The following is a 22,330-nucleotide window of genomic DNA, read 5'->3' on the forward strand; positions in this document are numbered from 1 at the left end:
TATGGCTGTCACCGCTCCCGCTTTCGAGACCATCAAGCCGCCGGTGCGGCGCAACAAGCGCTACACCCAAGACCAGGTCCCCGTCGGCCGCGTCATCCTGCGCATGGCTGCGGGCTTGATCGTACTTCTCGTCTTCATCCTGCCGTACACGATCATGTTCTTCGGCTCGGTGAAGACGAAGTCTGAGATCCGCTCGGTGAATCCCACATACTTCCCCACGGAATGGCGCTGGGAGAACTACGTCACCATGTGGTCGACCCCTGAGACGCCACTGCCGCAGAACATGATCTCGACGATCGTGATCTCGGTGTTCGCGACCCTGCTCGTGCTGCTCGTGGCGCTCCCCGCCGCCTACTACACGGCGCGGTTCAGATTCCCCGGGCGCATGGTGTTCCTGTTCCTCGTGATCGTGACCCAGATGCTGCAGCCCGCCGTGCTCACCTCGGGGCTGTTCCGGGAATTCATCGCGCTCAACCTCGCAGACACCTGGCTGGCGATGATCCTCGTCAACGCGGCCTTCAACCTGTCGTTCGCGGTGTGGATCATGCACAGCTTCTTCGCTGGGGTGCCGAAAGAGATCGACGAGGCCGCGCAGATCGACGGCGCCGGTCGGTTCACGGTGCTGTTCACGATCAACCTGCCGCTCGTGTGGCCAGGTATCGTCACCGCGATTGTCTTCACCTTCGTCGCATGCTGGAACGAGTTCGCGGCGTCGCTCATCATTCTCTCGACCGCGGGCAATCAGCCGCTCTCGGTGGCGCTGACCAAGTTCGTCGGCCAGTACGAGACGAGTTGGCAGTACGTCTTCGGGGTCTCGGTCGTGGCGATCATCCCCGTGGTGATCCTGTTCATGCTCATCGAGAAGCGTCTCGTCGGCGGCCTCACGGCAGGCAGTGTCAAGTAGGGATCCGGTCCCTCTGTCTCGCGCATAATCTGTATCGCCCAGTAATCGCACGACTCCACCCACCGGAGCGGAGGCCTTCGCGTGCAACGGAGGTGGATTCCGAGGAAAGTGGCCTCCTGTCGTTACGAAGGCCTCCACTCCGGCGGTGTACTCTCCGACCAGGGCGCTGGGTGGGCGCCGGCACAGGGAAGCCGGGGATCAGGCAGCGCGATGCAAGCCCTGGGCGATCGCGCCGAGCACCTCTGCCTCGACGGTCTTCCACTCGAACAGGATCTGCTTGTAGTCGTAGCGGAAGACGGTGTATCCGCGCAGCACCAGACGCCGGTCGTCGCGTAGATCGCGACGTCGCTGTGCTGGCTCGGAATGGTAGTCGAACCCGTCGATCTGAAGCACAAGACGATCCCCGATGAGTCCGTCGACGCGATGGCCGTCGATGACGACTTGCTGACGCACGGTGATGCCGAGACGGGCCAGTCGTGTGACGGGGATCGTTTCGATCCCCGAGTCGGACAGGCTGGAAAACTCGCGCGCCGCACGCGCTTCGAGCTCTCTGTGCGCAGCGGAAGCCGTGCCAGGTAGTCGGGACTGGCGAGTCCCTTGTTCTGTGCGGACTCCCAGACGACGAGCGCGTTCTCGAACGGCTGACAGTCGGCGATGCGTACGAGGATGCTCTCGATCGGCTCGACGAGGGCGAAACGGTCTACCGCAAGAGGGGCGTGTCGGGCCACATGATCACCGGGAGGGATGCGTCCGGCATTGCTCCGCACCGCGAGGTGCCGGCTTCGCCGCCGAACCCCGCCGACCACGGCAAGGATCCTTACTGCGGAGCAAGGGTGGAAGGAAGCGGCGGGCAGCGACTAAGCTGAGCAAGTCGCAACTGGCGTCGGATGGGTCACCATCGGGGAGCGACTGACACGGTTAGTGGCCGCACGCCTGGGCCACGACGAACCGCCTCGCAGAAGCTGCGGGGCGTGCTGCAAGCATCCGCTCGTCCACCGTTCATGTCCGAACCCTTCACGCAGGAGTCGCCAGTGTCTGACCGCCTTCCCTCCACCTTCAACGAACCGCTCGAGGTCGTCGACCCCGAGATCGCCGCCGTGCTCGAACAGGAGCTCGGCCGCCAGCGCGACTATCTCGAGATGATCGCGAGCGAGAACTTCGTGCCGCGCTCGGTGCTGCAGTCGCAGGGCTCCGTGCTGACCAACAAGTACGCGGAGGGTTACCCCGGTCGCAGGTACTACGGCGGATGCGAGTTCGTCGACGTGGCCGAGTCCCTCGCGATCGAGCGAGCCAAGAGCCTCTTCGGCGCCGAGTACGCCAACGTCCAACCGCACTCGGGCGCGACGGCGAACGCCGCCGTGCTCTCCGCCATCGCGAACCCCGGCGACACCATCCTCGGCCTCGAGCTCGCCCACGGCGGCCACCTCACCCACGGCATGAAGCTCAACTTCTCGGGCAAGCTCTACAACGCCGTGTCATACGGCGTTCATCCCGAGACCTTTCTCGTCGACATGGATGTCGTGCGCGACAAGGCGCTCGAGCACAAGCCGCAGGTGATCATCGCCGGCTGGTCGGCCTACCCGCGCCACCTGGACTTCGCGGCCTTCCGCGCGATCGCCGACGAGGTCGGTGCCAAACTCTGGGTCGACATGGCGCACTTCGCCGGTCTCGTAGCCGCGGGTCTGCACCCGAGCCCGGTCCCCCTCGCCGACGTCGTGTCGACGACCGTGCACAAGACGTTGTCAGGTCCCCGCTCCGGTCTCATCGTCTCCCGCGACACGGAACTCGCCAAGAAGCTCAACTCGAATGTCTTCCCCGGCCAGCAGGGTGGCCCGCTCATGCACGTCATCGCAGCCAAGGCGACCGCCTTCAAGATCGCCGCGTCGCCCGAGTTCAAGGACCGTCAGGAGCGCACCCTGCGCGGAGCCCGCATCCTCGCCGAGCGTCTCACCGCCGACGACTCGCGTGCCGCGGGCGTCGACGTGCTCACGGGTGGCACCGACGTGCACCTTGTGCTCGCCGACCTGCGCAACTCTCCGATCGACGGACAGCAGGCCGAAGACGCGTTGCACGAGGTGAACATCACGGTCAACCGCAACGCGGTGCCCTTCGACCCCCGCCCGCCGATGGTCACCTCGGGTCTGCGCATCGGCACACCGGCGCTCGCCACCCGCGGCTTCGGCGACGAGGAGTTCGCGATCGTGGCCGACGTCGTCGCCGAGACCCTCAAGCCCGGTGCGGATATCGTGGCGCTGCGCACGCGCGTCAAGGCCCTCACCGAGGCATTCCCGCTCTACCCCGGATTGCAGCAGTAGTCTCCGCTCCCCGGCCGGGCATCCATCCGGCCAACCGCCTGTCCTCCTCGTCGTCTGCGGCATCGTATGCCGTTGTGGGCCCCGGCAGCGCATCGTCCTCGATCCAGGACGGCGCATATCGGGTGAGTCTCCGCAACGGGATACGGGGCGGCGAAAGGACGAGGATCATGGGACGCAAAGAAAGGTTTGACTCATGACGGCCATCACACTCGACGGGATCGCCACGGCATCCGCGATCAAGAGCGAGCTCGCCGACCGGATCGGGGCGCTCCGCTCGCAGGGGATCGTTCCGGGGCTGGGAACGCTGCTCGTCGGCGACGATCCCGGCTCGCGCAGTTATGTCGCGGGCAAGCACCGCGACTGCGCAGAGGTCGGCATCGAATCGATCCGCATCGATCTGCCGTCGTCGGCGACCTCCGCCGACGTGCGTGCGGCGATCGCCGATCTCAACCGGGCGCAGGAGGTGACCGGTTACATCATCCAGTTGCCGCTGCCGGCGGGCCACAACGAGAACGCGATGCTCGAGCTCATCGACCCCGCGAAGGACGCGGACGGGCTGCACCCGACGAACCTCGGTCGCCTCGTGCTCGGAGTCGAAGGCGCCATGGACTCGCCGTTGCCGTGCACGCCGGCCGGGATCGTCGAGTTGCTGCACCGTTACGAGGTGCCGATGCGCGGACGCCACGTCGTCGTCGTCGGCCGAGGCCTGACGGTCGGCCGGCCGCTCGGACTGCTGTTCACGCGCAAGGGAATCGACGCGACGGTCACACTGACCCACTCGCGAACGGTCGATCTCGCCGCAGAGGTGCGCCGGGCCGACATCGTGGTCGCCGCCGTCGGCGTTCCGCACCTCATTCAGGCCGGCTGGATCAAGCCCGGTGCGGCTGTGCTCGACGTCGGCATCACCCGGGTGCAGGACGAGGAGACTGGCAAGAGCAGGCTCACCGGCGACGTGCATCCGGAGGTGGCATCCGTCGCCGGGCACCTCTCGCCGAACCCCGGCGGCGTCGGGCCGATGACGCGGGCCATGCTGCTGAGCAATGTCGTGATCGCGGCGGAGCGTCGACTGCGCGGCTAGGATGCTCATCCCGACTCTGTGCCGAAGGCGAGCGGATTCCGGTGGGATGCACGGCGGAAGAGGGGCCGATGGTGGAGCCATCGGCCCCGGCGACAACGCCGCGGACCATCGGAAGGCACCCCGCACAGCCGGTGCCGAGCCGGAAGACACACTTAGTGCTGTCCGTGGTGCGCGTGTTCACGCTCATCGTCTTCGAGCAGGATGCCGGCGGGGGTGGCGCAGCTGTCGCCACGCCAGGCCTCGACGCCCTCGCGCACGGCGAAGACCGCGATGACCAGTGCCGCGACCGCATCGGCGAAGGCCCAGCCGAACAGCGAGTTCAGCAGCAGCCCGAGCAGCACCGCGACGGAGAGGTAGCCGCAGAGCAACGTCTGCTTCGAGTCGGCGACGACGGTTGCCGAGCCGAGCTCTCGGCCCGTGTGACGTTCGAACCACGACAGCAGCGGCATGATGACGACGCTCAGCGCGGTCAACGCGATTCCGATCGGACTGTGCTCCGGCGTGAGGGCCCCTGAGAGCGTGAGCGCCGCATTAGCGGCGAGGTAGGCGGCGAGGGCGAAGAACGCGAGCGAGATCGCGCGTAGGGTGGCCTGTTCGTAGCGCTCTGGATCCGTGCGGGAGAACTGCCAGGCGACGGCGACGGCCGAGGCCACTTCGATGAGCGAGTCCAGCCCGAAGCCGATCAGCGCGGATGAGGATGCCGCGCCACCGGCTGCGATGGCCACGACCGCTTCGATGAGGTTGTAGGCGATCGTGATCGAGACGATCCAACGCACGCGCCGGTGCAACTGGGTGCGCCGTTCCGTGGTGAGCACGCTCGCCGGGGGCTGAGTCGGCGTGTCTGTCGGTCTGTCCACCGGTGTGTTGCCGGACCGTTGCTCGTTCACGGGGCGTCGCAGCAGCCGGCGACGGCGCACGCCTCGTCGAGGCAGGAGCCGGACTCCTCGACCGTGAGCACGACCTCGAGAAGCGTGGTGAGCGCATTCGAGATGTGCGGGTCCGAGATCTCGTAGCGGGTCTGCCGACCGGCATGTTCGGTTACCACGATGCCGCAATCCCGCAGGCAGGCGAGATGGTTCGAGACGTTCTGACGAGTGAGGGCGAGCGCATCCGCGAGTTCCGAGGGATAGCCGGGTTCGTCGAGCAGCGCCATGAGGATGCGGGAGCGAGTGGGATCCGCCATGGCGCGACCGAGACGGTTCATGACGTCGAGGCGGGAATCGGTGATGGGCACGACCCCATAGTACAGCGTTCACTGTATTAATAGTGACCCATTAATAGTGATCCGACTTAATAGTGATCCGACATTAGTGGTGGTCCGACGCCGGACCGGCCCCACTGAGTGGGCTTCCTCAGCCGATTGTGCCCACTGATAGAGCCCTGCCGACCGAGCGCATACGCGCCGACCGAGCGCATCCCGCATCTCCGATAGCGACCCCGCTGATCGAGCCTGTCGAAGTCAACGCCCGCCGGCCCGAGGGATGCGAGCCCCCTCCGGGCCATCAGTTGCCTTCGCCCGTCGTCGCGCATCGCACTCTCGTTGTATGGATTGGCTGCCGTCGGTTGTTTTCTCCTGTTGATCGATTACAGCATCACCGCCTTCATGAAGACGACGGTCATGATCGGACTCGCCTTAGTCGGATCGATTGTCTTCGCAATCCTGAGCGTGAAGGCGACCGTCCATTCCGACGAAGAGAAAGAACCGAACTAGCTTCGGGCGGTCCTGCGGGAGATGGCGAGCGATAGTTGCTGCTCCCTCCCTCAGACTTCTGGTCGTAGAGGGCGACGAATCGTCGAAAGGGCTCGAGGCGGGATGCGATGCCGCCGGACGACGAGATGCCACTGGCCGACCGTGGTCTTCAGCCGACCGTGGTCTTCAGTCGACCGTGGTCGCGTGCAACTCGGCGAGCCGCAGATATGACTCCGCATTGTTCCGGATGCCAACGCGCTCCTCGTCTGTGAGTGCGCGACGCACCTTCGCGGGCACCCCGGCGACGAGCGATCCCGGCGGGACGACCGTTCCCTCGAGCAGGACCGCTCCTGCCGCCACGAGCGAGCCTGCGCCGACGACCGCACCGTTCAGCACCGTCGAGGCCATGCCGACGAGGCAGTCGTCCTCGATCGTGCATCCGTGCAGCACGGCCCCGTGCCCCACCGAGACATTGCGCCCGACCGTCACGGGAAACCCCGCGTCGACGTGAGCCGAGACGTTGTCCTGCAGATTGGACGATTCGCCGATCGTGATCGGCTCCTGCTCGGCGCGCAGGACCGCGTTGTACCAGACGCTCGCGCCCTCGGCGAGGGTCACCCGGCCGACGAGCACGGCGCCGGCCGCGACGAAGGCCGAGTCCGCGACATCCGGGGCGGGGATGTCGTGCAGAGTGAGAACGCGGGCGGAGGGGTCGATGCTCATAATCGCCAGCCTAGCGACGCATCCAGCCGGGGAGCATTCGCCCGTGGCTTAGGATCTCAGCATGGTGAACACTGATCATCCGGCGGTCGATCGGGTGCGGGTCGCCCTCGCCGGTCACGGGCTCGAACCCGAGATCCGCTGGTTCGACACCGCCGCCACGACCGCCCAGGCCGCCGCGGAAGCGCTCGGAATCGAGGTGGGCGCCATCGCGAACTCGCTCGTCTTCACGCTCGATGGCGAGCCGCTGCTCGTGCTCACCTCCGGTGCGCATCGCGTCGACACCGCCTGGCTCGGCGAACGGCTGGGCGGTACCGTCGCGCGTGCCTCCAAGGAGATCGTGAAGAACGCGACCGGACAGGTGATCGGCGGGGTCGCGCCGCTGGGGCATCCCGCGCCGGTGCGCACCCTCGTCGACATCGCGCTCGCCGACTACGACGTGGTGTGGGCCGCCGCGGGACACGCCCACAGCGTGTTCCCGACGAGCTTCGACGAGCTCGTGCGGATCACGGGCGGCGTGCCGACGACCGTCGAGCCGGGCGGCTCGGCGTCGGCGGTCCATTCGGACTGACGGGCACGCTCGGCGGCATCGGGGCGTGCTGCCGTCGGGTCGGGATTGCCGAGGCCTTCCGCTCGCGAGGTCGGCAGGCCCAGGCCCAGGTGCGGTGGCGGACGGACGGGCAGGGCGGAATCCGCCCGCACGCTACCGCTCGCGGGTCGCGCCTTGTGCCGCTCGCACGGTGAACTGCTCCGGCACGGCGAATCCCGCCGCCGAGAACGCCGCCTCGATCGCCGCCCGCACCGCTGGCACGAGATCGCGCGGAACGAGGGCGATGACGGCGCCGCCGAAGCCGCCTCCCGTCATCCGAGCACCGATCGCCCCGTTCTCACGTGCCGTCTCGACGGCGAGGTCGAGCTCGGGGGAGGAGATCTCGAAGTCGTCGCGCATGGAGACATGCGAGGCGTCGAGCAGTCCGCCGATCGCCGCCGGCCCGTGCTCGCGCAGTGTGCGCACGGTGTCGAGCACCCGTTGATTCTCGGTGACGACATGGCGCACCCGTCTGAAGGTCTCGTCGTCGAGCACCGCGCGTGCGCGTTCGAGATCGCCGAGATGCACGTCTCGCAACGCGGGAACGCCGAGCGCGCGCGCGCCGGCCTCGCATGAGGCCCGACGGGCGGCGTATCCTCCGGTCGCATGAGAGTGGCTCACCGTGGTGTCGACGATGAGCGTTTGCAGGCCGGCGGCGTCGAAGCCGAGCGGGATCACCTCCGCGGCGAGGCTGCGACAGTCGAGGAAGACGCCCGCGTCGGTCCGTCCGAGCAGCGACGCCGACTGGTCCATGATGCCGGTGGGAGCGCCGACGGCCCTGTTCTCGGCGAGCTGTCCGACCTCGGCGAGGGTGCGCCGGTCGAGGTCGAGTCTCCAGACCTCGTCGAGGGCGACCGCGACGGCGCTCTCGATCGCGGCCGACGATGACAAGCCGGCCCCGATCGGAACCTCGGAGTCGATGTAGACATCGGCGCCGGGAACGGAGCTCAGGCTTGCGCCGAGCTGGCCGAGAGCCCAGGCGACGCCGAGCGGATAGGCCGACCAGCCGTTCAGTCTCTCGGGGGAGAGCTCGTCGATCGCGATCTCGACGGCGTCAGGCGCGAACGACGACGCGACCCGCAGCACCCGGTCGTCGCGCTGGCGGAGCGCGAGCACGGTGCGCCGGTCGATCGCGAAGGGAAACGCGTAGCCGTCGTTGTAGTCGGTGTGCTCGCCGATGAGGTTGACGCGCCCGGGGGCCGACCACAGCCCGCTCGGACGGTGTCCGAAACGGCGCAGGAACTCGTCGCGAACGGTGTCGCGGATGTCGGTCATGCTGGCGTCCCTTCGCCGGGGTCGCTCGCGCCGGCCTGGTCTGTGACAGGCTGGTTCTCCTGGCACGAGGCCGTCCAGCCGGGGGCGGCCGGGTTCGCGGCATCCACCCGCTCGATGGCCGCGCGAATGCTCGTCGCGGCCTGCTCGGGGCTGACGTCGCCGATCCACGCGCCCATGGCCGCCTCGGAGCCGGCGAGGTACTTGAGCTTGTCGACCGCGCGGCGCGGGCTCGTGAGCTGGAGCATGAGACGAATATCGTCGCGTCCGCGGTGCAGGGGCGCCTGATGCCAAGCGGCGATGTAGGGGGTGGGCGAGTCGTAGAGGGCATCGATTCCGCGCAGGAGACGCAGGTAGAGCACGGCGAGCTCATCGCGCTCGTCGAGCGAGGTGCCGGCGAAGTCGGGCACCTGGCGATGCGGGAGCAGGTGCACCTCGACGGGCCAGCGGGCAGCGAACGGTACGAACGCCGTCCAGTGCTCTCCGCGCAGGACCACGCGCTCGCCTCTCTGTTCGTTCGCGAGGATGTCGCCGAAGAGGGTGGGACCATAGCGGTCGATCGAAGCGAGTAGTCGCTGCGTGCGCGGCGTGATGTAGGGGTAAGAGTAGATCTGACCGTGCGGATGATGCAGGGTGACCCCGATGGCCTCGCCGCGGTTCTCGAACGGGAACACCTGCTCGACGCCGGGCAGCGACGAGAGCGCAGCCGTGCGCTGAGCCCAGGCCTCGATGACCGTGCGTGCGCGTGAGACGGACTGGGTGCCGAACGAGCCTTCGTGCTCGGGGCTGAAGCACACGACCTCGCAGCGTCCGACGGAGGTGCGTGTGCGTCCGAGGCCGATCCCGTCGAGATCGTCGAGCCCGTGCGGCGCGGTCCCATCGGTCAGCAGCGGCCCGAAGGACGGTGACTTGTTCTCGAACACGGCGACGTCGTAGTGGCTCGGGATCTCCGAGGGGTTCCCGGGCGACTGCGGTGCGAGCGGGTCGAGGTCGGCAGGCGGAAGGAAGACGCGGCTCTGCCGGGCGGCCGCGATCGACACCCATTCGCCGGTCAGGGCATCCTGACGCATCATGGCGTTCGCCGGGCGGGGGGTGAGCTCGCGCAGATCGGGAGCGCGTTCGGGGGAGAGCCGCGTGTCGGCGTCATCAAAATAGATGAGCTGCCGGCCGTCGGCGAGAGTGTGCTCGAGGCGGCGGATGCGCGGATCGGCGTCGTAGGCGAGCTGGTTCGATTCCATGGCGAGAGCCACGATACCGGGCTTGCGATTGCGAAACCAACTCTTTTGAATTGCCAGGTAAAAGAAACTAAGCGAAGATTGTCCCATGCAGAAGGACGATCGCGAGGCATTGCCGCCCCGTCTGCGCCGCGAGCAGATTCTCGCGCTGCTCGAGGAACGCGGGTTCGTGCGCGTCAGCGAGCTCAGCGACGCCTTCGGCGTGAGCGGCGTGACCGCCCGTGCCGACCTCGATCTGCTCGTCGACGAAGGGATCGCCGAGCGCGTGCACGGTGGGGCGGTTCCCGCCGACGCCGCGGGTCGCAGGGGCGGAGCGCATCGCCTGCCGGCGCGCGAGCCATCGTTCGAGGAGGCGCTCGAGGCATCCGCTCGGCCTAAGCAACACATCGGAGAGCTCGCCGCATCACTCGTGAAGAGCGGCCAGAGCGTGCTGCTCGACGTCGGCACGACCACGCTCGCCGTCGCCCGTGCGCTCAAGGCACGCGCCGACCTCGACGAGCTCGTCGTCGTGACGAACGGCCTCAGCATCGCCCTCGAACTCGAGTCGGCGATCCCTCGCTTCACCGTGATCGTGACCGGTGGCGCGCTGCGACCCCTGCAGCATTCGCTCGTCGACCCGCTCGCCGATCTCGTGCTCGATCGGATCCACGCCGATGTCGCCTTCATCGGATGCAACGGCGTCGACGCCGAGCATGGGGTCACCAATGTCAATCTCCCAGAGGCGGCGGTCAAGGCACGCATGCTGAAGGCGGCAGCGCGTTCTGTGATCGTGGCGGATGCGTCGAAACTCGGAGAGACTCATCTCGGACGCATCGGGTCGATCGACGAGTTCGACCTGCTCGTGACGGACGCCGCCGCATCCGCCCGTCGCCTCGACGAGCTGCGCGGGGCCGGGCTCACCGTCGTGGGCGACCGCCTCCCGACACCGCCGCCCGACGACTTTAGGCTGGACCCATGACCTCCCCCACCGGCGATCAGTACGAGCTGGCCCTCACCTCCGAAGGGGCGCATGCACGAGCCGTGATCACTCAGCTCGCCGCCGGAATCCGTGAATATTCCATCAACGGCATAGACCTGGTCGAACCTTTCCGTGTCACGGACAGTCCGCCCATGGGCGCCGGCATCGTGCTCGCACCCTGGCCCAATCGCGTGCGCGACGGGGTCTGGGAGCATGCCGGCGAGACGCAGCAGCTCGCGCTCACCGAGCCGGCCAGACACAACGCCATTCACGGACTGTTGCGTTTCACTCCGTATCGCGAACTCGAACGGGGCGTCGAAGCCCTGCGGCTCGGCGCGACGGTCTACCCGCAGCCCGGCTATCGCTTCCTGCTCGACACCGAGGTCGAGTACCGCCTCGCGGCCGACGGGCTCGAGGTGACGCACCGCATCCGGAATGCCGGAGACGGCGCGGCGCCCGTCGCGCTCGGAGCGCACCCCTATCTCCGTCTGGGCGAGACCCCCGTCGATGAACTGGTGTTGCGGCTCTCGGCGGCGACGCACATCGATGTCGACGAACGGCTGAATCCCGTCGGCGAGTCGCCGGTCGACGACACGGAATACGATCTGCGCGGAGGCGTGCCCGTCGGCAGGCTACGGCTCGACGACGGCTTCGGCGGGTCGCTCGTAGTCGACGGTGTCGTCGAGCACAGCCTCACGGCGCCGGACGGGCGGTCGGTCTCGGTCTGGGGCGATGAGCAGTTCCGTTACGTGCAGGTCTTCACCCCGCGTTCGTTTCCCGGGGGCACCGCACACGACGATTCGGGCACCCGCCTCGCGGTAGCGGTCGAACCGATGACCGCTCCGGCGGATGCGCTCAACTCGGGCGCCGGGCTGCGCTGGGTGCAGCCAGGAGAGACGTGGACGGCGCGCTGGGGCATCCGCCACCGCGGCATCGTCTGAGTTCGTGAAGGAGCGTTCGTGAAGGGGGCGGAGTTCGTGAAAGGAGCGACTCCGCTTCTTTCCTAGTCGTCGAGGACGAAGGTGACCTCGAGCACGACCTGATACGAGCTGATCGCGCCGTCGGACACCTCGACCTTCTGGTCCTTGACCCAGGCGCCGGGGACGTTGCGCAGCGTCTCGCCGGCCCGGTGGATGCCGAGGCGGATGGCGTCGTCGAAACCGGCGTCCGACCGGGCGCTGATGTGTGTGATGCGGGCGACTGAGCCCATGATGACCTCCTTGTGCCATAGACCCCGAGTCTTCTCTGCGCGGCTCGCGCGCGCAAGAGGCAGCGGCGCTGTCGGATCCGGTCGGACTGGGTTACGGTCGAAGCCGGTGCGTGTTCATGCAGCAGTCAGGAGGCCGTTCGTGTCGCTCGATCTCTCCGTGGCGTCGGATGCCGAGGGGCGGGGAACAGTGAGGCCGGCTGATGGTCACGGCGCCCCCTCCCCATCAGACGCCCGCCGTCGGGTGGCGCTCACGCGCATGAAGCGCATCGCCACCGGTCTGCTCGCTCTCGCCGCGGTCGTCTTCGCCGTCTCGTTCGCACTGCAGGACCGCTATCCGTGGTTGCAGTACGTGCGTGCGGCGTCCGAGGGAGCCATGGTCGGTGCGATCGCCGATTGGTTCGCGGTGACGGCGCTCTTCCGCTATCCGCTCGGTCTGCGCATTCCGCACACCGCGATCATCCCGAACCGCAAGGACGAGATCGGGGCGAGCCTGGGCGAGTTCGTCGAGACCAACTTCCTCTCCGACGATGTCGTGCGCGGCAAACTCGAGTCGGTCGGCGTCGCGGCCAGGCTCGGCGGCTGGCTCGCATCGCCCGAGAACGCGCGCCGTCTGACAGCCGAGGTCGCGGTCGCCGCGCGAGGACTGCTCACACTGCTGAGCGACGACGACGTCAAAGACGTGGTCGAGAAGCTCGCGCGGCGCCACCTGTTCGAGCCGGAATGGGGGCCGGCGATCGGCCGGGTCGGTGCGCGTCTCGTGGCGGCCGGCCAGCAGCGGGCGGCGGTCGACGTTCTCCTGGACAAGGCGGAGGGGTGGCTCGTCGACCATCCGGAGGCGTTCGGCAGTGTCGTCTCCGAGCGCTTGCCGCGCTGGCTGCCCGGCTTCGTCGACCGCATGGTGGACGACAGGGCGTATCGCGAGGTGCTCGGGCTCGTGCGCTCCGTGCGGTCGGACCCGTGGCATCCGCTGCGTCGGGCCGTCGACCGCTACCTCGCAGAGCTCGCCGAGGATCTGCAGCACGATCAGCCCATGATCGCCCGGGTCGAGACGCTCAAGGTGGAGCTGCTGGACAGTCCGCGGTTGCGAGAGTTCGCGGGGGAGGCCTGGGACTCGGTCAAGCAGAGCCTCGTCGAGGCGCTCGCCGACCCATCGAGCGAGCTGCGCGCCGGCCTCGAGTCGGCGGTCGTCGAGGTCGGTGCACGCCTCCTGGCCGATCCGATCCTGGCCGAGAAGGTCGATCACTGGGTGGCGGATGCCGTCGGCTACGTCGTGCAGAATTACCGTCACGACATCGCCGGCGTGATCACGGAGACCGTCGAGCGGTGGGACGCGCAGGAGACGACCGAGAAGATCGAGCTCCAGGTCGGGAGGGACCTGCAGTACATCCGGATCAACGGAACGGTCGTCGGAGCGCTCGCCGGCCTCACGATCTTCGCCATCGCGCAGAGTGTTCTCGCGCTGCTGTGACTCGTGCGGGAGCGTGCCGTCGAGAAGGGCACCGGGCCTGGTGCGCATACCTTCTTGGCGATGCTCGAGCGGCGAGCGCAGGGCGGCCCCGGGCCATGGACGACCACGGGGACGCCTCCCCCTCGCGCAGGGATGGCGCCTGGTTCCCGCCATCCCGGAACTACGGGGTCGGCGTGTACCGTCGCCGGTTGCCGCTGGCGAGGAGCATCATTGCGATCCACGCGATGATCGTGAGGCCGCCGCCGATCACCCCGTACCAGGGGCTGAGGCCCCAGAGCATCGTCCGGTCGCTCGCGATGCCGATAATCCCGTTCACGAGCAGCCATCCTCCGCCGAGGGTCAGAACGACCGTCGACACCATCAGGAGCCAGAACCTCGTCATTCGAGCGTGCGGCGTGAAGTTCTTGGCGTAGTCGGCGGGCTTGCCGAAGGAGACGTAGGGGTCTTCGCCGGTGTCCTTCGTGTGACTCTCTACTTGCCGCAGAACGTCGGCGACGAGCGCAGTCGGTGCGTCTCGAAGTTCTAGGGCGCCTCCGAGTTCGTCCAGGTAGGCGGACAGTGCCTCGTTGGTCATCGTTCCTCACTTTCTCCGTCAATGAGTGCTCCTGCGATCCGCGAGAACCTGTGCCAGCTCTCACGCAGTCCACTGAGCTCGTCTTGTCCTCGGGTGGTGAGTGAGAAGAACTTGCGACCGGGGCCGCCATCCCCTTCACGCCACATGGCTTGCAGCAGGCCATCGGATTCGTACCGGCTCAGGAGCGGATAGAGAGTCCCGCCCTTGACCGTCCCGAGCCCCGAGCGCTCAAGGCGTTGTGCGATGACATATCCATACGTCTCGCCCTCGGAGATGATCGACAGGACCGCGGGACCCAGCACCCCGCGATGCCACTCGGACGGCCACTTCACCTCGCTCATGACTAGATCGTATATCTAACTAATTAGAATATCAACTTAGATCAGAAGCAAGCTGATCCTGGCTGCCTGTCCAGGGCGGCTCCCGGTCCGGCAGTCAGCGCAGGCGTGTAAAGCTACAGTCGCGTATGCGGCGACATCCTGGATAGCTGGGCATGCAGAAGAGCTCGGCGTCGATTCGGGACGGATCATCGTGATGGGCGGGAGCGCCGGCGGCGGATTCGCCGCGGGGGTATGCCTCCTTGTAAGGGACAGAAAAGGGCCTGGCATCGTCGGACAGCTTCTGATCTGCCCGATCCTGGGCGACCGCAATGGAACGCCCTCCAGCCACCAGACGATACTGTCGGAACCTGGCACAGGTCCTCGGCGGTCTTCGCCTGGGGGCGGTCTTTGCCTGGGAATGCCTCCTCGGCTCCGCTGCCGGTGGTCCAGATGTCCCCGAATCCGTTGCCCCGGCCCGCGCCCGAAACCTCTCGGCCCTGCCTCCGGCCTTTGTCGAGGTCGGGTCAGCCGAGATGTTCCGTGACGAGTGCACGCAGTACGCCACCAGGATCTGGGTTGCCGGAGGGCAAGCGGAGCTCGTTGTCTGGTCCGGCGCCTGCCACGGGTTCGACGTATTCGCCCAGGACAGTGAGCTCACCCGCATCGCACTCGCGGCCCGCAGCTCCTGGCTCAAAAGAACCCTGAGAACCTTACCGCCACGGGACCTCAACGCTCCCAAAACACGACGACTCACCTAGCTCCCTGGGCGCCTCATGGGACTGGGTCAGCAGGCCCCGACCCAGAGATGGTCCCAGCCCTCTTCCCGCCGGGTGGCGTTGTCGTGGATGTACCAATCGATCCGCACGCAATGCTCACCGGGTGCGCGTACCGCGTTGGTGGTTGCACCGGCTCCGCCTGGCAGCGACACCTGTGACCAGTCCCAGTATGGCCTTGTGGAGGTAATGGCCGCGGTGAGGGTGTTGCCGTAGACGTGGTTGGTGGCGCTGGTCCAGTTCTGCCCGCCGCAGTCGGGTGAGTACCACAGGTCGATCCGCCCTTGCGTTTCCCCGTACACACTGTTCCACGCCGGGTAGGACAACACCTTGTACTGCCGCCCGAATTCGCAGCGTTGACTGTCGTAGGCGCTGGCCGACTCGACTCCGACCACCCCGATGCCTCCCACCAGGAAAAGGGTGGCCGCCAGCGAGCGCACGAAGAACCCACCCAGGCGCGTGTGCTTCAACAGATCTCTGCCATTACCGGCGGCGCGGCGCAGGGCTGTTGTTCGAGCTGCACCTACTTGCTGACGTCCCACGATCTCATTCCTCCCCCCAGGAGAGCCGTGGCCGGGCCCTGCGCCCGGCGCGGAACTGATCCCGGTCCTCGGTATTCAAGCACTGATTGCGGCCAGCTGCTGCTCAACATCCACCAAGCGCTATGCGCGCCAGCCTGGGCTCAGCCATCGGCCTGCACGCAACAGGTCGGCGGCTCCTGGGCACGCCATGCGGAAGCCCTCGCCTACGAGGAGCGGCTCCAGGCGACATTGACGACGATGTTCAAACCGCGCACGTCGCGGGTTGGAACATCGAACATTGGGTGGGCCCCGTGGGGCTCGAACCCACGACCCAAGGATTAAAAGTCCTTTGCTCTGCCAACTGAGCTAGAGGCCCACGTACTAATGTATCGCGGATCAACTATCGGTTTTTGCGGTTACGGTGGTCTCGCAGGGAGGATGTGTCGTAGAACGGAGGATCCGCGATGGCCGACGACTTCCACAAGCCGACGAAGTTCCCCTCCGGTATGTTCGAGGCGTTCCAGGGCGGCGAGGATCCGGCGACGCTCAGCCGGGTCGCCCATGAGACTGCGCATGCGTTGCTCGCACGAGTGCGCAACGACCCCGATCCGGATGTCGTCGAACGGCTCGTCGCCTACACCGACGTGAACGGCATCGACGCCGTGGCAGAGCTCTGGTCGCGCGCGACCCCGCGCAGCCTGCCCGGAGCGCTGTGGCGCGTCTATCTGCTGCGGATGCTCATCCGCCAGGATCCGGCGGGCACGAGCTTCCTGTTCCAGCGCGGCACGGAGGTCGCCAGAACGATCGACCCCGTCGTCGCCGGGGCGGCCACGCCGACAGGTCCCGATGAGATCATTGCGCTCACGGACGAGATCCTGCGAGGGCTCTTCACGGGAGACTTCGCCGTCGCGCTCGACCGTGGCGCGGCCTTCTGCCGGGTGATGGCCGCCGGTGCGACGAGCGTGGCAGACGACGCGGATGCCGCGGAACCGGATCGCGCGACCGAGCTGACGACGCGTGCACTGCGCTTCTCTCAGATCGCAGCCGAGTTCGGTTCGTGTGCTCGGCTCTGGCGGCACGACTCGCTCGACTGAGTTCACGTTCGCCCGCGCCCCTCCGCGTCTGTTCCGCTGCCGTACCCTCTTCGGGTCTGCTGACCCGCCCGAACCGGCAGTAGATGCCGCTTTGTCGCATCCGGAAGGGCAACTACTGCCGGTTCGCGAGACGGCTGCGGCGCGCGCGAGACGGTTGCGGCGCGCGCGAGACGGCTGCGACGCGCGGGAGACGGTTGCGGCGCGCGCGAGACGGTTGCGACGCGCGCGGGACGGTTGCGACGCGCGCGGGCGGGAATAGCGCTGCGCGGGCTCGGTTACAATTGGTACTGGCCGGGCCGCAGTAACCCCGGGCTCCAATATTCGCCGCTCCGAGCGGCCTCGCGCCGAGAGGCGTTCTGCGGCCCGACCTTTCCATGTACGAGGGGTTGCCTATCGACTCCGTCGACCCGGGATGGATGCCTACTCCGAACAGGGGCCTTGCTGCCGTGCCCGGCTGCCCAGGGCTGCCCCCGAGGATCGGGTCCTCCGCCGTCTGACCTCGGAACGCGTAAAGTCGGAGTATGCCGCCGCCGTTCACCCTCCTCATCGACCCCCTGCCGGCCGACGCCGCTCCGGCCGACTTCTCGAGCACCTTCACCGAGGTCGACGCGTCCGCTCCCGCTCTGCGTGTCGGCGAGCTGAGCACGCAGCGTGGAGACGGCATCTTCGAGACGCTCGGTGTCGTCGACGGACATGCCCAGGAGGTGGGTCCGCACCTGGCGCGGCTCAAGCACTCCGCCGAGATCTGTGAGCTGCCGATCCCGAACCTCGCCCAATGGGGTGCGGCGATCTCGTTCGCGATCGAGAACCTGCCGAAGTCGGGCGAGTTCTCGATCAAGCTCGTGTTGAGCCGCGGCGTGGAGGCGGGGCCGGCTCCGACGGCCTGGTTGCATGCGACCGTCGCACCCTCGTACGGCCATGTTCGCGAAGCGGGTGTGCGAGTGGTCACCCTCGACCGCGGATACGCGCGAGGCACCGCCGAGCATGCGCCGTGGTTGCTGCTCGGTGCGAAAACCCTCAGCTACGCGGTCAACATGGCCGCGCTCCGTGAGGCAACCCGCCGCGGGGCAGACGACACGATCTTCGTCACCTCCGACGGTTACGTGATGGAGGGGCCGACGTCTTCGGTCATCATCCGCCACGGTGATGCCTTCGCGACCCCCGCCCCGAGCGGCGCCATCCTGCACGGGACGACCCAGCAGAGCCTCTTCGAGCACCTCCGCGGCGAGGGCCACGTCGCGGACTACCGGGACATCTCCGTCGCGGAGTTGCGGGCCGTGGATGCCGCCTGGCTTGTCTCGAGCGTGCGCCTCGCCGTTGCAGTCACCGAACTCGACAGTCGGGCCATGAAGACGGATGCCTCAACGACTGCGGCGTTCAATCGTTTCCTGATGCTCCCGCGCGGGTGACGGCGCAGGCATGAGACAAGGTTTGGCGGAACAACAACACGAGATGCTCCCGCGCGGGTGACGGCGCAGGGCCTGACGGTGCCCTCCGCGGGGCACTGAGGCGTCTCGTTACCCGAAACGGCCGGAGACGTAGTCCTCGGTAGCCTGAACACTCGGGTTCGAGAAGATCGAGGTGGTGTCGTTGTACTCGATGAGTTTGCCCGGCTTGCCGGTTCCCGCGATGTTGAAGAAGGCTGTGCGGTCGGAGACGCGTGACGCCTGCTGCATGTTGTGGGTCACGATGACGATGGTGTAGTCGTTTTTCAGCTCCTCGATGAGGTCTTCGATCGCGAGTGTCGAGATCGGGTCGAGCGCCGAGCACGGCTCGTCCATGAGCAGGACATCGGGGGAGACGGCGATCGCGCGGGCGATGCAGAGACGCTGCTGCTGACCGCCGGAGAGACCGGAACCGGGAAGATGCAGGCGGTCCTTGACCTCGTTCCAGAGGTTTGCGCCGCGCAGCGACTTCTCGATCACGTCGTCGGCATCGCTCTTCGACATGCGCTTGTTGTTGAGTTTCACGCCCGCGAGCACATTGTCGCCGATCGACATCGTCGGGAACGGGTTCGGGCGCTGGAACACCATGCCGACCTGACGGCGCACAAGCACCGGGTCGACGCCCGGCCCGTAGAGGTTGTTGCCGTCGATGAGCACCTCGCCCTCGACGCGAGCGCCGGGGATGACCTCGTGCATGCGGTTGAGCGTGCGCAGAAAGGTAGACTTCCCGCATCCGCTCGGGCCGATGAAGGCTGTCACCGTGCGGGGTTCGATGGTCAGCGAGACGCCCTCGACGGCCAGGAAGTTGCCGTAGTAGACGTTGAGGTCGTTGACTTCGATGCGCTTGGACATGGGTTCCTTCTGGTCGGGCTAACGTGCGATCTTGGGCGCGAAGAACTTGGCGATGAGTCGGGCGATGACGTTGAGCAGCGCGACGATGAGGATCAGGGTGAGTGCGCCCGTCCAGGCGCGGTCGATATAGGCCTGGGTGTCGGCGCCCTGGTTGGCGTACTGCGTGTACACGAAGACGGGGAGCGTCATCATCCGTTCGCTGAACAGGTTGTAGTTCATGCTCGCCGTGAACCCGGCGATGATGAGCAGCGGGGCCGTCTCACCGATCACGCGGGCGATCGAGATCATGATGCCCGTGATGATCCCGGCGACGGACGTCGGCAACACGATCTTCACGATCGTGAGCCACTTGGGCACGCCGAGCGCATAGGACGCCTCACGCAGCTCGTTCGGCACGAGTTTGAGCATCTCTTCGCTCGAGCGCACGACGACGGGGATCATGAGCACGCTGAGCGCCACGGCACCGCCGAAGCCGAAGCGGATCCCCGGGTCGCTGAAGAGGAGCGCGAACAGGGCGTAGGCGAAGAGACCGGCGACGATCGAGGGGATGCCCGTCATGACATCGACGAAGAAGGTGATTCCTCGGGCAAGCCGGCCACGGCCGTATTCGACCAGGTAGATCGAGGTGAGAAGGCCGATCGGGACCGAGATGACCGTGGCCATGCCGGTGATGAGCAGGGTTCCGATGATCGCGTGCAGGGCACCGCCCCCCGGGCCGACGACGTTGCGCATCGACGAGTTGAAGAAATCGGGGTCGAAACGTGCTGCGCCGTTGACGACCACGGTGAACGCGACCGAGATGAGCGGCAGGAGCGCGATCGTGAACGCCGTGGAGACCAGAGCGGTCACGAGACGGTCTTTGGCCTTCCGGTACCCTTCGACGGCGCGGGAGACGATCCAGATCGCGATGCAATAAAGCACGATTCCGAAGAACACGGCGCCGGTGATGTTGTAGCTCGTCGTGACCACGGCCGCCTGCATGACCCCGAAGATCGCGCCGGTCACGGCGAAGCAGCCGAGCAGCAGCCAGAGCGCGGTGAACCGGGGAAGCTTGCCTGCAGTGAGCGAGTTGGCGATCGGGACGGAGACGGTGGTCATCAGTTCGCTCCAGAGAATGCCTTGCGGCGGTTGATGATGAACCGGGCGAGCATGTTCACGGCGAGCGTGATCACGAAGAGGATGAGGCCGGTGGCGATCAGGATGCTGATACCGACGCCGTGCGCCTCGGGAAAGTTCAGGGCGATGTTCGCGGCGATCGTGGTCGAGTTCTGCGATTGCAGCAGTGCGAACGAGACGATCGCGGCGGGCGAGAGCACCATGGCGACGGCCATGGTCTCGCCTAAGGCCCGACCGAGACCGAGCATGGTGGCTGAGATGATGCCGGGACGGCCGAACGGCAGCACTGCCATCGTGATCATCTCCCAGCGGGTCGCCCCGAGGGCGAGGGAGGCCTCCTCGTGCAGCCGCGGGGTTTGCAGGAAGACCTCACGGCAGAGTGCTGTGATGATCGGCAGGATCATGACAGCAAGCACGATCGCGACGGTGAGGATCGTGCGTCCGGTGCCGGAGACGGGGCCGGCGAAGAAGGGCAGCCAGCCGAACCAGTCGACGAGGCTCGAATAGAACGGCTGCACGGCGGGGGCGAGCACGCCGATACCCCACAAACCGAACACCACGGAGGGGACGGCGGCGAGCAGATCGATGATGTAGCCGAGACCCTGGGCGATCCTGCGCGGTGCATAGTGCGTGATGAAGAGCGCGATGCCGATGGCGAGGGGTACGGCGAAGATGAGGGCGAGCACGGCCGACCAGAGCGTTCCGAAGGCGAGCGGCCAGACGTAGGCCCAGAAGTTGGGGACGTCGCCCTTGAAGTCGGATTCGTGTGCCGTGAGGGCGGGAAGGGATTGCGCGACGAGGAAGACGGCGACCGCAGCGAGTACCACCAAGATGAGGCTGCCGGCGACGACGGTGGCCGTGGAGAAGACCCGATCGCCTGGGCGTTCCTTTGCTTTGACGGCAGGGGCGGCGACTGAAGTCGTCATGTGTGGCGATTCCCTCGGGCTGGTGGGGCTGATGAAGCGGGGATGAGGTTCGAGCCGACGGCCACGAACCTCAGTCTGCCCGACCCGAACCCCCTGCGCAATGCCGCAGAGGATCCGAGCCGGGCAGTCTGGAGGGGGTTTTACTTGATGGCGGCGATGACGTCCGCGACCTTGGTCTGCAGCTCCTTGGAGAGGGGCGCTGCACCGGCGGCTGAGGCGGCCTCGGCCTGGCCGGCGGCGCTGGCCATGTACCCCACGTAGCCCTTGACGAGCTCACCCTGCGCGGCGTCCGCGTACTCGGTGCAGACGATCGCGTAGCTCACGAGCACGAGCGGGTAGTGGGTCGGGTCGGTCGTCTTGCGGTCGAGCGCGATCGCGAGGTCGTTGGCCCCACGACCCGTGACGAGCGGCGAGTCGTTCACGACGGCGGCAGCGGCCTCTGCCGTGTAGCCGACGAACTTGCTGCCGACCTTGATCTTGGCGACACCGAGCTTGCCTGCGCGCGAGGCGTCGGCATAGCCGATGGTTCCGACACCGTTGGTGACGGCGTCGACGACGCCCGAGGTACCCTGAGCGCCCTCACCGGTCTTGTAGGGGAACGGGTCGGCCGGCTTCTGGTCCCACACGGTCGGGGCCACCTGGAAGAGGTAGTCCGTGAAGTTCTTGGTGGTGCCGGAGTCGTCCGAACGGTGCACGGCGGTGATCGGCGTGGCCGGGAGGGTCGTGCCGGAGTTCAGCGCGGCGATCGCCGGGTCGTTCCAGACGGTGATCTCGCCCTTGAAGATCTTCGCGAGCGTGTCGGCGTCGAGGCTGAGGTTCTTCACGCCTTCGATGTTGAAGATCACGGCGATCGGGGAGATGTAGACCGGGAGGTCGACGGCCTTGGTGCCGGGGGCGCAGGAGCCGAAGGTGCCCGCGAGTTCCTCGTCCTTCAGGAACGAGTCCGAGCCGGCGAAGTCCGAGCCGCCGGCGATGAAGGTCCCGCGGCCGGCGCCGGAACCCGAGGGGTCGTAGTTGATCGTGAGATCGGGGTTGGAGGTCTGGAAGGCCGCGATCCACGCCTCCTGGGCTGCGCCCTGCGAGGATGCGCCTGCGGCGTTGAGGGTACCTGAGAGGGCGGGTCCGGCCTCTTTGGTGGGGGCGGTCGTACCGCCTTCGTTCGCTGCGCACGAAGACAATGCGAGAGCGGCTGCGACAGCAATGACCGCCGGGCGGCCATAACGCTTGAAGTTCACAAGAATCCCTTTCAGGGGTTGATTGCATGACACAG

Annotated in this window: 25 protein-coding genes, 1 tRNA gene and 1 riboswitch; of the genes, 11 read left to right on the plus strand and 15 right to left on the minus strand. The window is 67.0% G+C overall.

The features are described 5' to 3' along the window. Position 1 precedes the first annotated feature (1 nt). The gene (locus ACFQB0_RS12820) at positions 2-904 is read left to right on the plus strand and encodes a carbohydrate ABC transporter permease (RefSeq protein WP_386732276.1); all 903 of its coding nucleotides are present in this window, start codon (positions 2-4) and stop codon (positions 902-904) included. Between the two features lie 198 nt (positions 905-1,102). Here the strand turns inward: ACFQB0_RS12820 and ACFQB0_RS12825 are convergent, their stop codons facing one another. Beyond that, positions 1,103-1,357 (minus strand): DUF559 domain-containing protein, encoded by a 255-nt coding sequence (locus ACFQB0_RS12825; protein WP_386732279.1) that lies wholly within the window; start codon positions 1,355-1,357, stop codon positions 1,103-1,105. A gap of 410 nt (positions 1,358-1,767) precedes the next feature. After that, a riboswitch (ZMP/ZTP riboswitch) is annotated at positions 1,768-1,850 on the plus strand. A gap of 55 nt (positions 1,851-1,905) precedes the next feature. Between ACFQB0_RS12825 and glyA the strand changes: the two genes are divergently transcribed. After that, entirely contained in the window at positions 1,906-3,219 is a 1,314-nt protein-coding gene (glyA, locus tag ACFQB0_RS12830) for a serine hydroxymethyltransferase (protein ID WP_386732280.1), read from the plus strand. A gap of 193 nt (positions 3,220-3,412) precedes the next feature. After that, positions 3,413-4,297 carry a bifunctional methylenetetrahydrofolate dehydrogenase/methenyltetrahydrofolate cyclohydrolase gene (locus ACFQB0_RS12835; RefSeq protein ID WP_386732283.1) on the plus strand — a complete coding sequence of 295 codons (885 nt, stop codon included), beginning with the start codon at positions 3,413-3,415 and terminating at the stop codon, positions 4,295-4,297. Between the two features lie 152 nt (positions 4,298-4,449). Here ACFQB0_RS12835 and ACFQB0_RS12840 read toward each other — a convergent pair whose 3' ends face one another. The 3 genes from ACFQB0_RS12840 to ACFQB0_RS12850 form a co-directional block, all read right to left on the minus strand. Further along, on the minus strand, positions 4,450-5,112 hold the full coding sequence (locus ACFQB0_RS12840; RefSeq protein WP_386732815.1) for a cation transporter: 663 nt from the start codon (positions 5,110-5,112) through the stop codon (positions 4,450-4,452). Between the two features lie 68 nt (positions 5,113-5,180). Continuing rightward, on the minus strand, positions 5,181-5,531 hold the full coding sequence (cmtR, locus tag ACFQB0_RS12845; protein WP_449280268.1) for a Cd(II)/Pb(II)-sensing metalloregulatory transcriptional regulator CmtR: 351 nt from the start codon (positions 5,529-5,531) through the stop codon (positions 5,181-5,183). 642 nt (positions 5,532-6,173) lie between these two features. After that, positions 6,174-6,710: a gamma carbonic anhydrase family protein gene (locus ACFQB0_RS12850; protein ID WP_386732286.1), complete on the minus strand. Its 537-nt coding sequence runs from the start codon at positions 6,708-6,710 to the stop codon at positions 6,174-6,176. A 61-nt stretch (positions 6,711-6,771) separates the two neighbouring features. Here ACFQB0_RS12850 and ACFQB0_RS12855 point away from each other — a divergent pair, with 61 nt between their 5' ends. Then, positions 6,772-7,278, plus strand: a complete 507-nt coding sequence (locus tag ACFQB0_RS12855) for a YbaK/EbsC family protein (protein ID WP_386732289.1) — start codon at positions 6,772-6,774, stop codon at positions 7,276-7,278. 132 nt (positions 7,279-7,410) lie between these two features. Here the strand turns inward: ACFQB0_RS12855 and galK are convergent, their stop codons facing one another. Beyond that, a complete protein-coding gene (gene galK / locus ACFQB0_RS12860; protein ID WP_386732292.1) occupies positions 7,411-8,571 on the minus strand; it encodes a galactokinase in 1,161 nt (386 codons plus the stop codon). After that, entirely contained in the window at positions 8,568-9,806 is a 1,239-nt protein-coding gene (galT, locus tag ACFQB0_RS12865) for a galactose-1-phosphate uridylyltransferase (protein ID WP_386732295.1), read from the minus strand. Before galT ends, galK begins: the two co-directional genes overlap by 4 nt. 85 nt (positions 9,807-9,891) lie before the next feature. On the opposite strand from galT, the gene ACFQB0_RS12870 reads away from it, so the two are divergent. Both ACFQB0_RS12870 and ACFQB0_RS12875 read left to right on the plus strand, forming a co-directional pair. Beyond that, positions 9,892-10,761 (plus strand): DeoR/GlpR family DNA-binding transcription regulator, encoded by an 870-nt coding sequence (locus ACFQB0_RS12870; RefSeq protein ID WP_386732297.1) that lies wholly within the window; start codon positions 9,892-9,894, stop codon positions 10,759-10,761. After that, positions 10,758-11,702 carry an aldose 1-epimerase family protein gene (locus tag ACFQB0_RS12875; protein ID WP_386732300.1) on the plus strand — a complete coding sequence of 315 codons (945 nt, stop codon included), beginning with the start codon at positions 10,758-10,760 and terminating at the stop codon, positions 11,700-11,702. Before ACFQB0_RS12870 ends, ACFQB0_RS12875 begins: the two co-directional genes overlap by 4 nt. Positions 11,703-11,764: 62 nt before the next feature. Here the strand turns inward: ACFQB0_RS12875 and ACFQB0_RS12880 are convergent, their stop codons facing one another. After that, a complete protein-coding gene (locus tag ACFQB0_RS12880; RefSeq protein WP_386732302.1) occupies positions 11,765-11,971 on the minus strand; it encodes a dodecin family protein in 207 nt (68 codons plus the stop codon). A 139-nt stretch (positions 11,972-12,110) separates the two neighbouring features. Between ACFQB0_RS12880 and ACFQB0_RS12885 the strand changes: the two genes are divergently transcribed. After that, complete coding sequence (locus ACFQB0_RS12885; RefSeq protein WP_386732305.1) at positions 12,111-13,439, plus strand: DUF445 domain-containing protein; 1,329 nt, start codon at positions 12,111-12,113, stop codon at positions 13,437-13,439. Positions 13,440-13,599: 160 nt separating this feature from the next. On the opposite strand, the gene ACFQB0_RS12890 is transcribed toward ACFQB0_RS12885, so the two are convergent. Continuing rightward, entirely contained in the window at positions 13,600-14,013 is a 414-nt protein-coding gene (locus ACFQB0_RS12890; RefSeq protein ID WP_386732308.1) for a hypothetical protein, read from the minus strand. Next, positions 14,010-14,354 (minus strand): PadR family transcriptional regulator, encoded by a 345-nt coding sequence (locus ACFQB0_RS12895; RefSeq protein WP_386732310.1) that lies wholly within the window; start codon positions 14,352-14,354, stop codon positions 14,010-14,012. The genes ACFQB0_RS12890 and ACFQB0_RS12895 overlap by 4 nt, the downstream gene beginning before the upstream one ends. 142 nt (positions 14,355-14,496) lie before the next feature. On the opposite strand from ACFQB0_RS12895, the gene ACFQB0_RS12900 reads away from it, so the two are divergent. Beyond that, positions 14,497-14,877: an alpha/beta hydrolase fold domain-containing protein gene (locus tag ACFQB0_RS12900; RefSeq protein WP_386732819.1), complete on the plus strand. Its 381-nt coding sequence runs from the start codon at positions 14,497-14,499 to the stop codon at positions 14,875-14,877. Continuing rightward, positions 14,831-15,091, plus strand: a complete 261-nt coding sequence (locus ACFQB0_RS12905) for an alpha/beta hydrolase (protein WP_386732821.1) — start codon at positions 14,831-14,833, stop codon at positions 15,089-15,091. The genes ACFQB0_RS12900 and ACFQB0_RS12905 overlap by 47 nt, the downstream gene beginning before the upstream one ends. Before the next feature lie 26 nt (positions 15,092-15,117). Here the strand turns inward: ACFQB0_RS12905 and ACFQB0_RS12910 are convergent, their stop codons facing one another. Together ACFQB0_RS12910 and ACFQB0_RS12915 are read right to left on the minus strand one after the other, a co-directional pair. Further along, entirely contained in the window at positions 15,118-15,648 is a 531-nt protein-coding gene (locus ACFQB0_RS12910) for a hypothetical protein (protein WP_386732313.1), read from the minus strand. Positions 15,649-15,930: 282 nt separating this feature from the next. Continuing rightward, positions 15,931-16,003: transfer RNA gene (locus ACFQB0_RS12915), tRNA-Lys, on the minus strand. Between the two features lie 88 nt (positions 16,004-16,091). Here ACFQB0_RS12915 and ACFQB0_RS12920 point away from each other — a divergent pair. Both ACFQB0_RS12920 and ACFQB0_RS12925 read left to right on the plus strand, forming a co-directional pair. After that, positions 16,092-16,721 (plus strand): DNA-directed RNA polymerase subunit beta, encoded by a 630-nt coding sequence (locus ACFQB0_RS12920; protein WP_386732315.1) that lies wholly within the window; start codon positions 16,092-16,094, stop codon positions 16,719-16,721. A 521-nt stretch (positions 16,722-17,242) separates the two neighbouring features. Next, the gene (locus ACFQB0_RS12925; RefSeq protein ID WP_386732317.1) at positions 17,243-18,130 is read left to right on the plus strand and encodes an aminodeoxychorismate lyase; all 888 of its coding nucleotides are present in this window, start codon (positions 17,243-17,245) and stop codon (positions 18,128-18,130) included. A gap of 108 nt (positions 18,131-18,238) precedes the next feature. Here the strand turns inward: ACFQB0_RS12925 and pstB are convergent, their stop codons facing one another. From pstB to pstS, 4 genes are all read right to left on the minus strand, one after another. Further along, a complete protein-coding gene (gene pstB / locus ACFQB0_RS12930; protein ID WP_386732319.1) occupies positions 18,239-19,018 on the minus strand; it encodes a phosphate ABC transporter ATP-binding protein PstB in 780 nt (259 codons plus the stop codon). A gap of 18 nt (positions 19,019-19,036) precedes the next feature. Further along, entirely contained in the window at positions 19,037-20,116 is a 1,080-nt protein-coding gene (gene pstA, locus ACFQB0_RS12935) for a phosphate ABC transporter permease PstA (RefSeq protein WP_386732321.1), read from the minus strand. Beyond that, entirely contained in the window at positions 20,116-21,060 is a 945-nt protein-coding gene (gene pstC, locus ACFQB0_RS12940; RefSeq protein WP_386732324.1) for a phosphate ABC transporter permease subunit PstC, read from the minus strand. The genes pstA and pstC overlap by 1 nt, the downstream gene beginning before the upstream one ends. 140 nt (positions 21,061-21,200) lie before the next feature. Then, positions 21,201-22,295, minus strand: coding sequence for a phosphate ABC transporter substrate-binding protein PstS (pstS, locus tag ACFQB0_RS12945; protein ID WP_386732327.1), 1,095 nt, complete (start codon positions 22,293-22,295; stop codon positions 21,201-21,203). Positions 22,296-22,330: the final 35 nt, after the last annotated feature.

Origin of the sequence: Luethyella okanaganae (assembly GCF_042660285.1) — a bacterium.
Taxonomy (GTDB): Bacteria; Actinomycetota; Actinomycetes; order Actinomycetales; family Microbacteriaceae; genus Luethyella; species Luethyella okanaganae.